The 13893-nt window shown below is 71.3% G+C and carries 15 protein-coding genes; 1 reads left to right on the top strand and 14 read right to left on the bottom strand.

The genetic code is table 11. From position 1 onward, the window contains the following. Window positions 1-26 precede the first annotated feature (26 nt). The gene (locus ACH4RG_RS05315) at window positions 27-668 is read left to right on the top strand and encodes an alpha-ketoglutarate-dependent dioxygenase AlkB family protein (protein ID WP_397919839.1); all 642 of its coding nucleotides are present in this window, start codon (window positions 27-29) and stop codon (window positions 666-668) included. Window positions 669-713: 45 nt separating this feature from the next. On the opposite strand, the gene ACH4RG_RS05310 is transcribed toward ACH4RG_RS05315, so the two are convergent. The 14 genes from ACH4RG_RS05310 to ACH4RG_RS05245 all read right to left on the bottom strand — a co-directional run bounded on the left by ACH4RG_RS05310 (window position 714) and on the right by ACH4RG_RS05245 (window position 13851). Further along, window positions 714-986 (bottom strand): GlsB/YeaQ/YmgE family stress response membrane protein, encoded by a 273-nt coding sequence (locus ACH4RG_RS05310; RefSeq protein ID WP_018960164.1) that lies wholly within the window; start codon window positions 984-986, stop codon window positions 714-716. Window positions 987-1088: 102 nt separating this feature from the next. Next, on the bottom strand, window positions 1089-1481 hold the full coding sequence (locus ACH4RG_RS05305) for a YccF domain-containing protein (protein ID WP_397927752.1): 393 nt from the start codon (window positions 1479-1481) through the stop codon (window positions 1089-1091). Then, window positions 1478-2341, bottom strand: a complete 864-nt coding sequence (htpX, locus tag ACH4RG_RS05300) for a zinc metalloprotease HtpX (RefSeq protein WP_397919835.1) — start codon at window positions 2339-2341, stop codon at window positions 1478-1480. Before htpX ends, ACH4RG_RS05305 begins: the two co-directional genes overlap by 4 nt. Window positions 2342-2664: 323 nt before the next feature. Then, window positions 2665-3132, bottom strand: coding sequence for a large conductance mechanosensitive channel protein MscL (gene mscL, locus ACH4RG_RS05295; protein ID WP_397919833.1), 468 nt, complete (start codon window positions 3130-3132; stop codon window positions 2665-2667). 117 nt (window positions 3133-3249) lie between these two features. Next, complete coding sequence (locus tag ACH4RG_RS05290) at window positions 3250-4854, bottom strand: NADH-quinone oxidoreductase subunit N (RefSeq protein WP_397919831.1); 1605 nt, start codon at window positions 4852-4854, stop codon at window positions 3250-3252. Next, window positions 4851-6542, bottom strand: a complete 1692-nt coding sequence (locus ACH4RG_RS05285) for an NADH-quinone oxidoreductase subunit M (RefSeq protein ID WP_398539392.1) — start codon at window positions 6540-6542, stop codon at window positions 4851-4853. Before ACH4RG_RS05285 ends, ACH4RG_RS05290 begins: the two co-directional genes overlap by 4 nt. A gap of 26 nt (window positions 6543-6568) precedes the next feature. Continuing rightward, window positions 6569-8569 carry an NADH-quinone oxidoreductase subunit L gene (locus tag ACH4RG_RS05280; protein ID WP_397919829.1) on the bottom strand — a complete coding sequence of 667 codons (2001 nt, stop codon included), beginning with the start codon at window positions 8567-8569 and terminating at the stop codon, window positions 6569-6571. Then, entirely contained in the window at window positions 8566-9036 is a 471-nt protein-coding gene (gene nuoK, locus ACH4RG_RS05275; protein ID WP_397919827.1) for an NADH-quinone oxidoreductase subunit NuoK, read from the bottom strand. The genes ACH4RG_RS05280 and nuoK overlap by 4 nt, the downstream gene beginning before the upstream one ends. After that, on the bottom strand, window positions 9036-9764 hold the full coding sequence (locus ACH4RG_RS05270) for an NADH-quinone oxidoreductase subunit J (RefSeq protein ID WP_397927846.1): 729 nt from the start codon (window positions 9762-9764) through the stop codon (window positions 9036-9038). Before ACH4RG_RS05270 ends, nuoK begins: the two co-directional genes overlap by 1 nt. A 5-nt stretch (window positions 9765-9769) precedes the next feature. Continuing rightward, a complete protein-coding gene (locus ACH4RG_RS05265) occupies window positions 9770-10369 on the bottom strand; it encodes a NuoI/complex I 23 kDa subunit family protein (RefSeq protein WP_397919825.1) in 600 nt (199 codons plus the stop codon). Next, window positions 10369-11337: an NADH-quinone oxidoreductase subunit H gene (locus ACH4RG_RS05260; protein ID WP_397919823.1), complete on the bottom strand. Its 969-nt coding sequence runs from the start codon at window positions 11335-11337 to the stop codon at window positions 10369-10371. The genes ACH4RG_RS05265 and ACH4RG_RS05260 overlap by 1 nt, the downstream gene beginning before the upstream one ends. After that, on the bottom strand, window positions 11334-12659 hold the full coding sequence (locus ACH4RG_RS05255) for an NADH-quinone oxidoreductase subunit C (RefSeq protein WP_398539145.1): 1326 nt from the start codon (window positions 12657-12659) through the stop codon (window positions 11334-11336). The genes ACH4RG_RS05260 and ACH4RG_RS05255 overlap by 4 nt, the downstream gene beginning before the upstream one ends. Beyond that, on the bottom strand, window positions 12656-13345 hold the full coding sequence (locus ACH4RG_RS05250; protein WP_397919819.1) for an NADH-quinone oxidoreductase subunit B: 690 nt from the start codon (window positions 13343-13345) through the stop codon (window positions 12656-12658). Before ACH4RG_RS05250 ends, ACH4RG_RS05255 begins: the two co-directional genes overlap by 4 nt. Next, on the bottom strand, window positions 13336-13851 hold the full coding sequence (locus ACH4RG_RS05245) for an NADH-quinone oxidoreductase subunit A (protein ID WP_397927747.1): 516 nt from the start codon (window positions 13849-13851) through the stop codon (window positions 13336-13338). The genes ACH4RG_RS05250 and ACH4RG_RS05245 overlap by 10 nt, the downstream gene beginning before the upstream one ends. Window positions 13852-13893 lie beyond the last annotated feature (42 nt).

Genomic DNA, 13893 nt, shown 5'->3' with positions numbered 1-13893 from the left:
ACGGCCTGTTCCGGCGGGAGCGGAGGGTGGTCGCGCCGGGGGCCGTCCATGTTCCGGAGTGGCTGTCGGTGGAGCGGCGCGCGGACTTGGTCGCGGCGTGCCGTCGATGGGCGTCGGGGCCGGTCCCGTTGCGGCACACGGTGCTGCCGGGCGGTGGGGTGATGTCGGTGCGGACGGTGTGCCTGGGGTGGCACTGGCAGCCGTACCGGTACGCCCGTACGGCTGACGACGTGAACGGCGCCCGGGTGGCCGCGTTCCCGGACTGGCTGGGCGACCTGGGGCGGGCGGCGGTGGCCGAGGCGTACGGGGACGAGGATGCGGCGGAGGCGTTCGCACCGGATACCGCGCTGATCAACTTCTACGACGACACCGCGCGGATGGGGATGCACCAGGACAAGGAGGAGCGGTCGAGCGCTCCTGTGGTGTCGTTGAGCATCGGGGCGAGGTGTGTGTTCCGCTTCGGGAACACGGAGGGACGCGGGCAGCCCTACACGGATGTGGAGTTGGCGTCCGGGGATCTGTTCGTCTTCGGCGGGCCGTCGCGTTTCGCGTTCCACGGGGTGCCGAAGGTGTACGCGGGACCGGCCGACCCGGCAGCGGGGCTGCGGGCCGGCCGGTTGAACCTGACGTTGCGGGAGACCGGGATGACGTCACGGGACGTGCGGTAGGGCGCGGTGCGCCCGCCGTTCACGGGTCCCTGCGTCCGCCCCGGGTCAGCGGCGTTCGCGGGAGTTGCCGAACAGCAGCCGGTAGGCGATGAGCAGGACCAGTGAACCGGCGACGGCGGCGATCCAGGTCGCGGTGTCGTAGAAGTCGTTGCTGATGGGGCGGTCGAGGAATTTGCTGGAGAGCCAGCCGCCGACGAAGGCCCCGGCGATGCCGATCAGGGTGGTGCCGATGATGCCGCCCGGGTCACGTCCCGGGAGGAGGATTTTCGCTATGACTCCGGCGAGCAGCCCGAGAATGATCCAACTGATGATGCCCATGTCGCCGCACCTACCCCTTGCTTCGTCCTGGAATCCAAGACGTCGCGGGCAGGTGTTCGGTTGCCCCGGGGCCGACAGGGCCGGAGTCGGGGCCTTGCCGGGCTACCGGGCGGCGAAGGGCTGGTCCGTACGGACGATCTCCTTGCCGAAGGGCATGAGGGAGACGGGGATCAGCTTGAAGTTGGCGATGCCCAGGGGGATGCCGATGATCGTGATGCACAGCGCGATGCCGGTGGTGATGTGGCCGAGGGCGAGCCACCAACCGGCGAGGATCAGCCAGAGGACGTTCCCCACGCAGGAGGGCGAGCCCGCGTCCCGGCGGTCGACGACGGTGTGGCCGAACGGCCAGAGGGCGTAGACGCCGATCCTGAAGGCGGCGAGCCCGAAGGGGATGCCGATGACGGTGATGCAGAGCAGGAGGCCCGCCAGCAGGTAGCCGAGGAACATCCAGAACCCGCAGAGGATCAGCCAGATGACGTTCAGGATGGTTTTCACGGGCGATGACCTGCCATCTGTTCTAGTCGGGCGATCCGCTCCGCCATCGGCGGGTGGGTGGAGAACATCTTTGACATTCCCTGGCCGGGACGGAACGGGTTCGCGATCATCATGTGGCTCGCGGTCTCGATCCTGGGCTCGGGCGGCAGCGGCAGCTGCTTCGTCCCCGCGTCGAGCTTGCGCAGGGCACTGGCGAGGGCCAGGGGGTCGCCGGTGAGCTGGGCCCCGGAGGCGTCGGCCTCGTACTCCCGGGAGCGGCTGACCGCGAGCTGGATGACGGAGGCGGCGAGCGGTCCCAGGATCATGATCAGGAGCATGCCGAGGAGACCGGGCCCCTCGTCGTCGTTGGAGCGGCCCACCGGGATGAGCCAGGCGAAGTTGACCAGGAACATCACGACGGAGGCGAGGGCTCCGGCGACGGACGAGATGAGGATGTCCCGGTTGTAGACATGGCTCAGCTCGTGACCGAGGACGCCACGCAGCTCGCGTTCGTCGAGGATCTGGAGGATGCCCTCGGTGCAGCAGACGGCGGCGTTGCGCGGGTTGCGGCCGGTGGCGAACGCGTTGGGCGCCTGCGTCGGGGAGATGTAGAGGCGCGGCATGGGCTGGCGGGCCGCCGTGGAGAGCTCGCGGACGATGCGGTAGAGCTGCGGCGCCTCGAACTCGCTGACGGGTCGGGAGCGCATGGCCCGCAGGGCGAGCTTGTCGCTGTTCCAGTACGCGTAGGCGTTGGTGCCGACGGCTACGAGGAGCGCGACGACGAGGCCCGTACGTCCGAAGAAACTGCCGATGACGATGATGAGTGCGGACAGTCCCCCGAGGAGTACGGCGGTCTTCAGCCCATTGTGCCGGCGGTGCACGGTACGCCCTCCAAGTGGTGCAGCAGGGGAACCCTTTGCATGGTGGTGCTCCACTCCCCAGTGGAGCCTCCTGTACTGGTCAACGCCAGGCGAGAGGAGCTAGTTCCCTTGTGCGTGCGGCCGGAGGGCGGGGCTGTGCCGCGTGTTCGCGCCGGTCGGGCGCCCGGCCCCGTACGGAGTGGCGCTGGGCCGTACGGGTGGCGGGGTCCCTCGTGCCGCGACGGTCCTACAGGTGTGCGTGCGGCCGCGCGGTCGGTGGCTGCCGCGCGGTCGGTGTCGCCGGCTGCCGCGCGGTCGGTGTCGCTGTGCGGTCGGTGAGCGGGTCAGTGCTGCTGTGCCGGGAGCTTGGCGAGGGAGAGCGCCTCGGGGTCGGGCTCGACCTCGCTGGTGCAGTGCCCGCAGCGGGAGGCGACGGCGGGGATCTCGCTGAAGCAGCGCGGGCAGTCGCGGAGGGCGGCCTTGATGTTGACGGCCTCCTCCTCTTCTGCCTTGGTGAAGCGGTTCTGCACCTTGGCCATGGGGACCACGACGCAGAAGTACAGCACCGCGGCGGTGATCAGGAAGGCGATCGCGGCGGCAATGAAGAGGCCGTACGGGAACACGACGCCGTCGACTTCGTAGGAGGCCTTGCTGAAGTCTCCCGTGCCGCGCGTGGCGAGTCCGATCAGCGGCGTGATGAAGGCATTGCTGAAGCCCGTGACGACGGCGGTGAAGGCGGCTCCGACAGCGAGACCGATCGCCATGGAGATGACGTTCCCGCGCAGGATGAAGTCCTTGAACCCGTTCAGCACTGCTCTCTCTTTCCTCTTGCTCCCGACACGTCCACGCCTATTACGTGACGTATGCAGCCCAGACCATGCCCTGTGGCGGGGGCCGTGGGCAAACCGATCTTCCGGGGCCGGGAGGCTTCAGAAGAGGCTGACGGACGCGAAGCGCACGACGGCCTGCGGGACCCCGGAGAGCAGGATTCCGGCGGTGGCGGTGAGCACGATCGCCGTGGTGAGCGGGGTGGGGGTCCGGTGGCGGCGTGGTGGGACGGAGGCCGTGGATCCGGTGGCGTCCCCGGTGGATTTCGGGGCGCCCTCGGGCTGCCGGAAGAGGATCGCGGTCCACTGAAGGTAGTAGTAGAGAGCGATCACCACGTTGACGGCCATGACGACGGCGAGCCAGCCCAGGCCCGCGTCGACGGCCGCGGAGAAGACGGTGACCTTCGCGAAGAGCCCGATGATGCCGGGCGGCAGTCCGGCCAGGCAGAGCAGGAAGAACCCTAGGGCCAGGGCCGCGAGCGGACGGGTGGCGTACAGGCCCCGGTAGTCGGAGAGCCGGTTGCCGGGGTGGGTACGGGCGACGACGGCGGCGACGGCGAACGCGCCCAGGTTCACGACGGCGTACATGAGGGCGTACGCCACGGTGGAGCCGATCTGGTCGTCGCTGGAGTACGCGGCGGCGGCGATCGGGACCAGGAGGTAACCGGCCTGGGCGACCGAGGACCAGGCGAGGAGGCGGACGGCGCTGCGGGCGCGGGCGGCGTTCTGGCGGAGGGCCGCGACGTTGCCGACGGTCATGGTGAGGGCGGCGAGCACGGCGAGTGCGGGCCCCCAGACGTCGGCGTAGGAGGGGAACGCGACGACGGTGACCAGAATGAGCCCCGAGAACCCGACGGCCTTCCCCACGACGGAGAGATACGCGGCGATCGGGAGGGGCGCGCCGACGTAGGTGTCGGGGACCCAGAAGTGGAAGGGCGCGGCGGCGGTCTTGAAGGCGAAGCCGACGAGGGTGAGGGCGACGCCGGTCTTGGCGAGGGTGTCGAGGCCCGGGGGGACGTCGTCGAGGCGGGTGGCGATCTCGGTGAGGTGCAGGGTGCCGGTGGCCGCGTACACGAAGCTGACGCCGAGCAGCATGACGGCGGTGGCGACGACGGAGGAGAGGAAGAACTTCAGCGCCGCCTCGGAGGAGCGCCGGTCGCCGCGCACGATGCCGACGAGGGCGAACGCGGGCAGCGAGGCGACTTCGAGGGCGACGACGAGCGTGGCGAGGTCGCGCGAGGCGGGCAGCAGGGCGGCCCCGGCGGCGGAGGCCAGGAGCAGGAACCAGTACTCCCCCGCCGGCAGTTTCCGGGTGTCGTCGAGCGAGAGCAGGACGGTGAGGAACGCACCGCCGAGGACGAGGGCCTGGATGACGAGGGTGAAGTGGTCGGCGGTGTAGCTGCAGGGCTGGGTGCCGCTGGTGACGCAGAAGGTGGCCCGGTCCCCGGCGCGCAGGGGGATCAGGAGCGCCAGGGCGGCGGCGAGCGCGGTGAGGGCGCCGTAGCCGAGGAGCCGCTTGCGGTGCGCGGGCAGGAACAGGTCGGCGACCAGGACGACCAGGGCGGCCAGCGCGGTGAGGGTGGGGGGCGCGATGGCCAGCCAGTCGATGGACTGGACGAGGCTGGGGGCGTCAGCCGCGAGAAGGATGCCGGCGGCGTCGCCTGTGCCGGGGGTCGGGCCGGGGTTGGTGCTGAGGGCCGCGGTCACGACTTGCCTCCTGCGAGGAGCTGCTGCACGGCCGGGTCGGTGAGGCCGAGGAGGACGGCGGGCCAGAGGCCGGCGAGGACGGTGAGCGCGACGAGCGGGCTCCAGGTGGCGGCTTCGTACGTCTGGATGTCGGCGAGCTGCCCGATGGTGGACGCTGCGGGCCGGGAGCCGACGGCCTCGGACGGCTGGGGGCCGGACGGCTGGGGGCCGGACGCTGCGTGCGGGCTGTCCGCCCGCGGCGGGCCGTCCGCCGCTCGCGCGGCCTGCCCGTCGGGTGACAGCCGGGAGTGGGGCGGGTGCTCGCCCATGCAGACGCGGCGGACGACGATGAGCATGTACGCGGCGGTGAGCAGGGTGCCGAACGCCCCGATGGCCATGAAGGTGCGGAACGCGGGGCGGCTGAGGCCTTCGGCGGGGCTGTACGCGCCGAACAGGGTGAGCATCTCACCCCAGAACCCGGCCAGTCCGGGGAGGCCGAGCGAGGCGATGGCGGCGAAGGCGAGCAGGGCGCCGAGGCGGGGCGCACGGCCGTAGAGGGCGGCCCCGGTCGCTCCGGCGAGAGTGTCGAGGTCGGCGGTGCCGTAGCGGTCCTTGACGGCGCCGACCAGGAAGAACAGCAGGCCGGTGATCAGGCCGTGGGCGATGTTGGCGAAGAGCGCGCCGTTGACTCCGGTGGGGGTCATGGTGGCGATGCCGAGCAGGACGAAACCCATGTGGCCGACGGACGAGTAGGCGATGAGCCGCTTGAGGTCGCCCTTGGCGCCGGTACGGGCCAGGGCCAGGCAGGCGAGGGAGCCGTAGACGATGCCGACGACGGCGAACGCCGCGAGGTAGGGCGCGAAGGTCCGCATGCCGTCGGGCGCGACGGGGAGCAGGATCCGGACGAATCCGTACGTTCCCATCTTCAGCATCACGCCCGCGAGGAGCACCGACCCGACGGTGGGGGCGGCGGTGTGGGCGTCGGGGAGCCAGCTGTGCAGGGGCCACATCGGGGTCTTCACGGCGAGGCCGAGGCCGATCGCGAGTACGGCGATGACCTGCACGGATGTGGTGAGGCCCCGGCCGTTGTCAGTGGCGAGTGCCACCATGTCGAAGGTGCCGCTCTTCAGCCCGATGAGGAGGATGCCCAGCAGCATGACGACCGAGCCGAGCAGGGTGTAGAGGATGAACTTCCAGGCGGCCGCCTGCCGTTGGCCGCCGCCCCAGCGGGCGATGAGGAAGTACATCGGGATGAGGACCATCTCGAAGGCGAGGAAGAAGAGCAGCAGGTCGAGGACGGCGAAGGTGGCGAGGGTGCCGGACTCCAGGACGAGGACGAGGGCGACGAAGGCCCTCGGTGAGGGGCCCGCGGGCAGCTTGAAGTAGCTGTACAGCGCGCAGAGGAAGGTCAGCAGCGCGGTCAGGAGCAGGAGGGGGAGCGAGATGCCGTCGATGCCGAGGTGGATGCGGACGTCGAGCGCAGGGATCCAGCTGATGTCGGTGGTCGCCTGCATCGTGGCGGGGTGGCCGTGGTCGAAACCGACGGCCAGCGCGATCGCGGCGATGAGGACGGCGCCGGTGACGGTCACGCCGTGGCGGAGCACGGCCTGGTCGGGGTTCTTCCCCTTGAGCCCGGGCGGGGCGGGGAGCAGGGCCGCGACGGCGCCGAGGAGCGGGGCGACGACGACGAACGCCAGAAGGAACTGCATCACGGACGCACTGATAGCGATCACGGTCACGACCCCGCGTTGACGTTGGCGAAGACGACGGCGGCGATCGCCAGGACGAGGGACCCGGTGATCAGGGCACCGGCGTAGGTCTGCACGTTGCCGGTCTGGGTCCGGCGGACTGCGGTGCCGAGGAGGCGTGTGACGGCGCCCGATCCGTTGACGTAGGTGTCGACGACCTCGCGGTCCAGGAAGCGGACGAGGCGGGCGGCTCCCTGGACGGGCCGGACGAACAGCGCCGTGTACAGGGCGTCGAGGTGGAAGCCGGTGACCGCGTGGCTGTGCAGCCGCCCGAGGAGGATCCTGCCGGGGTCGGCCGGGTCGGGGGCGTCCGCGATGGTGCCGTAGACGGCGGTGTGGGACGTCATGGCCTCGGCTTCGACGAGTGCGGGTTCGACACCGGGGTGGGCGGCGACGGCGCCGATGGGGGTGCGGGCGGCGAGGGCGGCGGTGTGCCGCCACGCGCCGTAGGTGACCAGACCGCCGACGAGCGTGACGCCGGTGGAGAGCACGGCGGTGGTGAGGGACGGTGTGAGGCCGTGCCCGTCGAACCAGTCGCCGATCGTGCCGACGGTGAGGCCGAAGGCGATGGTGGGTACGGCCAGGATCCACAGGACGGAGGTCATGGCGGCGGGCTGCTTGCCGTGGTCGGGAACTTCCGCGCCGCGCCCGCGGAAGGCGAGGAGCCAGAGGCGCACGGCGTAGGCGGCGGTGAGGACGGCGGCGAGGAGCCCGGCGACCAGGATCGTCCAGCCGGCGGCGGCCGGGGCGACGCTCCGGTCCCCGAGGGCGGTGTGCTCGGCGGCGACGAGCACGGCTTCCTTGGAGAAGAAGCCGGCGAACGGCGGGATGGCGGCCAGCGCGAGGAGCGCGACGGTCATCGTCCAGAAGGCGTCCGGGATGCGGCGGGCCAGACCTCCCATCCGGGACATGGCGGCGAGCGAGTTGGTGCCCGCGGCGTGGATGACGACGCCCGCGGCGAGGAAGAGGACCGCTTTGAACGCACCGTGCGAGATCAGGTGGAAGACGGCCGCGCCCCGGTCGCCGACGGCCAGGGCGCCCGACATGTAGCCGAGCTGGCCGATGGTCGAGTAGGCGAGGACGCGTTTGATGTCGTCCTGGGCGAGGGCGGCGAGCCCGGACCCGATCATCGTGACGGCGGCCATCACGGCGAGGACGAGGAGCGCCGCGCCGGAGGCCGCGAAGACGGGCAGCAGGCGGGCGACGAAGTAGATGCCGGCGGCGACCATCGTCGCGGCGTGGATGAGCGCGGAGACGGGGGTGGGGCCGGCCATCGCGTCGGGCAGCCAGGTGTGCAGGGGGAATTGGGCCGACTTGCCGGCGACGCCCGCGAGGAGCAGCAGGGCGATGACGGTGGGGTGATCGAGTCCACCGTTGCCGACGGCGGCGAGGATCTTGGTGATCCGGAAGCTGCCGGTGTCGGCCGCGAGCGCGAACAGACCGATGAGGAAGGGGACGTCGCCGAGCTTGGTGACCAGGAAGGCCTTGAGGGAAGCGGCCCGGGCTTCGGGGGTCTCCCAGTAGTGGCCGACGAGGAAGTACGAACAGATGCCCATGATCTCCCAGCCGACCAGGAGCACCATCAGGTCGCCGGAGTAGACGACCAGGAGCATCGCGGAGGTGAAGAGGGAGACGAGGGCCGCGTAGGAGGGGTAGCGGGCGTCGTCGCGGAGGTAGGCCGTGGAGTAGAGCTGTACGCAGGTGGCGACGACGGCGACGAGGACGGCGACCAGAACGGCGAAGCCGTCGAGGTGCAGTGCCAGGTCGATCGGGACCGAGCCGGTGGGCGTGAACTGGGTCGCGGCGTCGATGGCCCGGCCGCCGCCCTGGCGGACGGCGACGATCACGGCGAGCACGGCCGCGGTGAGGGTCGGGAGGATCGCCAGCGGGCGGACGAATCCGGGGGCGGTGCGGCCGACGGCGAGCCCTGCGACGGCCCCGAGGAACGGGAGGAGGGGAACGAGGGCGGCGAGGGTCGTGGTGGTCACGTGGTGGCCTCTGCCTTCTTCGTCTTCCCTGTTCTCCCGTCAGCCCGGCCGGAGGTCGGCTCGGCGCCGTCGGTGCCGGTGTCGGCCGTGCCGGTGTCGGCCGTGCCGGTGGTTTCGGCGCTGCCGGTCTCGGCGGTGTCGGGGAGCGTCTCGGCTGCGTCGGTCTCGGCGGTGTCGCGGAGCCGGTCGATGTCGGAGGTGCCCCGGTTGCGGTAGACGGCCAGGACGATCGCGAGGCCGATGCCGATCTCGGCGGCGGCGATGGCGATGGTGAAGAGCGTGAGCGCCTGGCCGGAGTGGAGGGTGTCGCGGAGCCAGACGTCGAAGGCGACGAGGTTGAGGTTGACGGCGTTGAGCATCAGCTCGACGGACATCAGGACAAGGATCGCGTTGCGGCGGGCTAGGACGCCGTAGAGACCGACGCAGAAGAGGAGGGCGGCGAGCACGGCGGGATAGGCGAGGTGCATCAGCTCTGCTCCTCGGTGCCGGGTGAGGCAGGGGTGCCGCGTGAGGCGGGGGTGCCGCGTGAGGCGGGGGTGCCGCGTGAGGCGGGCGGGCGCGGCCTCACGGTCCTGGGCTCGGCCGTCCCGTTGGTGCCGGGGCGGACGGCGGTGTCCGTGTCGCGTTTGCGGGACAGGACGATCGCGCCGACGAGGGCGGCGAGCAGCAGGACGGAGAGCGCCTCGAAGGGCAGCACCCAGTTCCGGAACAGGAAGGCGCCGGTTACCTCGGTGGAGCCCTGGGCCGGCCCGTCGAGGTCGATCCAGGTGGTGCGGAAGGCGTCGGCCACCACCCAGACGAGGGCCGCCGCCGCCGCGCCGGCCACTCCGAGGGCGACCCATCGATTGCCCGAATCGGCGTCCGGGGAGCGGCCGATGGGGGCCCGGGTGAGCATCAGGCCGAAGAGGAGGAGAACGACGACGGAACCGACGTAGATCAGCACCTGGACCCAGGCGATGAACTCCGCGGTGAGCAGGAGGTACTCGACGGCCAGTCCGCCGAGGGCCACGACGAGCCAGAGCGCGGCGTGCACCAGCTGCTTGGTCGTGACGGTGATGACGGCGGCGCCGAGGGTGGCGAGGCCGACGAGGAGGAACGCGATCTCGACGCCGGAGGGGGAGAGGAAGCCGGGGTGGTCGGCGGCAGTGGTGGCGGTGGTGCCCACGGTGGCGGTGGCCGTGGCGTTGAGCAGCATCAGCATCACGGGGTTCCTCCCTTCTCGTCTGCCTGTTGCTGCTGGTTCCGCTGCTCCTGCTGCTCCCGCTGCTCCTGAGCGCGTTGGGCGGCGAGTTTGTCCGCTGCCTTGCGGGCCGCGGCGATCTCCTTCGGTTCCTCGGCTCCGGGGTCGAGGGCGGGCGGCTCCGGCACGGTCCACATCCACTCGCGGAGCTTGTCGCGCTCGTGGGTGAGTTCGTGGATGTCCGTCTCCGCGTACTCGAACTCGGGCGACCAGAACAGTGCGTCGAAGGGACACACCTCGATGCAGATACCGCAGTACATGCAAAGGGAGAAGTCGATGGCGAAGCGGTCGAGGACGTTCCGGCTGCGCTCACGGCCACCGGGGGCGGCGGGCGGCGATGTCTCCTTGTGGGAGTCGATGTAGATGCACCAGTCGGGGCACTCACGGGCGCAGAGCATGCAGACCGTGCAGTTCTCCTCGAACAGCCCGATGACGCCGCGGGAGCGAGGAGGGAGTTCGGGCTGGGTGTCCGGGTACTGCGCGGTGACGGTCTTCCTCGTCATCGTGCGCAGGGTGACGGCAAGGCCCTTGGCCAGGCCGGATCCGGGGATCGGGGGCATCAGTTGATCGCCACCTTCACGATGCCGGTGAGCGCGATCTGCGCGAGGGCGAGCGGGACGAGGGTGGTCCAGGCGAGCTTCTGCAACTGGTCCTCACGCAGACGCGGGTAGCTGACGCGCAGCCAGATGACGACGAACGCGAGAAGGGCGGTCTTGAGGATGGTCCAGATCCAGCCGAATCCGTCGGCGCCGAGCGGGCCGTGCCAGCCGCCCAGGAACAGGACGGTGGTCAGCGCGCACAGGACGACGATGCCCGCGTACTCGGCGAGGAGGAACAGGGCGAAGCGCAGACCGGTGTACTCGGTGTACGCGCCGAAGATGATCTCGGAGTCCGCCACCGGCATGTCGAACGGCGGGCGCTGGAGTTCGGCGAGGCCGGCCACGAAGAAGACCAGCGCGCCGACGATCTGCCAGGGCAGCCACCACCACTCGAAGGCGTCGAGGATGCCGGTGAGCGAGACCGTCCCGGCAGCCATGGCCACGGAGGCGGCGGTCAGGAGCATCGGCAGCTCGTAGGAGAGGAGCTGAGCGGCGGTACGGAGGCCGCCGAGGAGGGAGAACTTGTTGGCGGAGGCCCAGCCCGCCATGAGCGAGCCGAGGACGCCGATGCCCATGACGGCGAGCACGAAGAAGATGCCCGCGTCGACGGCCTGGCCAACCGCGCCCTCGCCGGGGCCGACGGGAATGACCACGAGGACGAGGAGGTACGGGAGGAGGGCGACGGCGGGGGCGAGCTGGAAGACGCGGCGGTCGGCGGCGGCCGGGACCACGTCCTCCTTCTGCGCGAACTTCACACCGTCCGCGACGAGCTGGGCCCAGCCGTGGAAGCCGCCTGCGTACATGGGCCCCAGGCGGCCCTGCATGTGGGCCATCACCTTGTGTTCCGTCTGACCCACGAGGAGGGGGGCGACCAGGAACACGACGAAGACGATGGCCAGACGGAGGGCGACGTCGAGAACGTCGTTCACTCGGAATCGCCTCCGGCGGGGTGGTCTGGGGCGGGCCGCTCTGGGGCGGGGGCCGACTTGTCGGGGGTGGCCTCGTCCGGGGTGGCCTCGTCCGGGGAACGGGTGGGTTCGTCCAAGGCGGGCGTGGGTTCGTCCGAGGCGGGCGTGGGTTCGTCCGAGGCGGGCGTGGGTTCGTCCGGGAGTGAGGGCTCGCCCTCGGACTCGGCGGCCTCGCCGATGGTGGAGGGTGCGTCGGCGAAGGCCGGTTGGGCGTCGTGCCACGGTGCGTCTGTGCTGCGCACCCGGGGTGGCGGCCCCGGGGCGTTCCCGGGCGCGTCCGACGCCGGACGCTGGCTGGCCGAGCCGTCCGAGGCGGAGCGGGCGCGACGTGCGGGCCGGGACGGGGGCGTCGTCGGCGCGCCCTGCTCCGGACTCTGGCTGGCCGAACCTTCCGACGCCGACCGCGAGCGGCGCGGACGGATCGTCGGGGGCGTCTGCGGAGGTGCGGACGCCTCCGGCGCCACCGGATGCTCCACATCGATCGCTGTCGGGCTCTCCGCTCCGGTCGCCGCGGGGATGGCCTCCGTGCCGGTCGCCGCAGGCGTCTCCGCCGCGCTCGCCGGCGTGGGGCGTTGGGCCGCCGAGCCCTCGCCGGCGGTGCGGGTGCGGCGGGGCGGTCGGTCGGTCGCGGGGCGGGCCGCTCGGCCCGGGCGGGCGGCGGCCGGGGGGAGTTGGCCCTTCAGGGGGCCCCACTCGTTCGGGTCGGGCACCCCGGGCGGGAGCATCGCGCGACGCCTGGGACCGGCGTGACCCTCCGCCGGCTCCCCCGGTTCCTTCGCCCCGGGCCAAGCCTTGGCCACGCGCGCGGCAAGGACGAAGTCCTTGCGCAGCGGGTGGCCCTCGAAGCCTTCCGGCAGGAGCAGCGGTACGAGGTGGGGGTGACCGTCGAACGCGACGCCGAACATCTCGTGCGTCTCGCGCTCGTGCCACGCGGCGCCCGCGTAGACGTCGATGGCGCTGGGCAGGGCCGCCGCGTCGTGCGGCACGGTCGTGCGGACCATCAGCCGCCGCACCGTACCCCGGCCCAGGGCCGCGACATGGGCGCAGACACGGAAGCCCGTGCCCGGTTCGTCCACGGCGCTGAGCCAGTCGAAGTAGCTGCACCCCAGCTCGTCGCGGGCCGTCCGCAGTGCGGTGAGCCAGGCGGCGGCGGGGACGTCGACAGTCAGCAGGTCGTACGCGGACTCTGCCGTGGCCTCGTCGCCGAACAGGTCGGTGACCGCGTCCGGCAGCCGGTCGTAGGCGTCGGCCGCGGATCCCGTCTGCTGGTCGCTGTCGCTCATCGCCGCTCCTCATCTCGTGTCGAGGCCGGTGCCGTCGGAGCCGGTGCCGTCGGAGCGGCCACCAGGCCGCTGCGCAGGGCATCGGTGGACGGGCCCCCGTCCGTGGCCCCGGCGGCGTACCGCTCGGCGAGGGATTCGCGCGCGATCTTCTCCTGGAGCTTGAGAATGCCCTGGAGCAGGGCCTCCGGCCGGGGCGGGCAGCCGGGTACGTACACATCGACGGGGATGATCTGGTCGACGCCCTTGGTCACGGAGTACGAGTCCCAGTAGGGGCCGCCGCAGTTGGAGCAGGCACCGAAGGAGATGACGTACTTCGGTTCGGGCATCTGCTCGTAGAGCCGCTTCACGGCCGGGGCCATCTTGTCCGTCACCGTGCCGGACACGATCATGAGGTCGGCCTGGCGGGGGCCGGGGGCGAACGGGATCACGCCGAGCCGGATGAAGTCGTGGCGCGCCATGGACGCGGCGATGAACTCGATGGCGCAGCAGGCGAGGCCGAAGTTGAAGACCCAGAGGCTGTAGCGGCGGCCCCAGTTGAGGACGACCTTCATCGGCTCCGGTGCGAGCCGGGAGAGCACGCCGAGGCGCTTCGGCTCGGGGAGGAGGACCGCATCGGACGAGGTCGGGGGCGGAGGCGGGGGCGCGGGCTGCTGCGACGCGGAGGTCGGCCGGCTCGTCAGTCCCATGCGAGGACGCCCTTCTTCCATGCGTAGAGCAGTCCCACGGCCAGGAAGCCGAGGAAGATGAACATTTCGACCAGGGTCGTCGCACCGTATCCGGGCGCCGCGAACACCGTGGCCCACGGGAACAGGAAGATGGAGTCGACGGCGAAGATCACGTACAGGAACGCGTAGACGTAGTAGCGGACCTGGGTGTGCGCCCAGCCCTCGCCGACGGGGTCGACGCCGCATTCGTAGGTGAGGAGCTTCTCCGGGGTGGGGACGACGGGACGCAGCAGCCGTCCGGCCCCGAAGGCCACGGCCACGAACAGGACGCCGACCAGGGCGAGCAGGCCGATGACCGAATAGCTCTGGAAGTACTCCGATGCGAGTGCGGTGGACCCGTCCACCGGAATTCCGGATACCCCGAATACGCCGGAGACCCCGGATGCCTCAGACACCCCGGACGCGCCGGGTACCCCGGTCATGCCCACCGCGTCCGCCACGCCGGTCACGTCCGTAACGTCGGTCACGCCCGCCCCTCGCTCCCTCGTCGTCCGCATCCGTACCGTGTA

Source organism: Streptomyces sp. NPDC021019, assembly GCF_044333295.1.
Taxonomy (GTDB): domain Bacteria; phylum Actinomycetota; class Actinomycetes; order Streptomycetales; family Streptomycetaceae; genus Streptomyces.
Note: the sequence above shows the minus strand (reverse complement) of the source record. Positions and strands in the feature narration are given on the sequence as shown.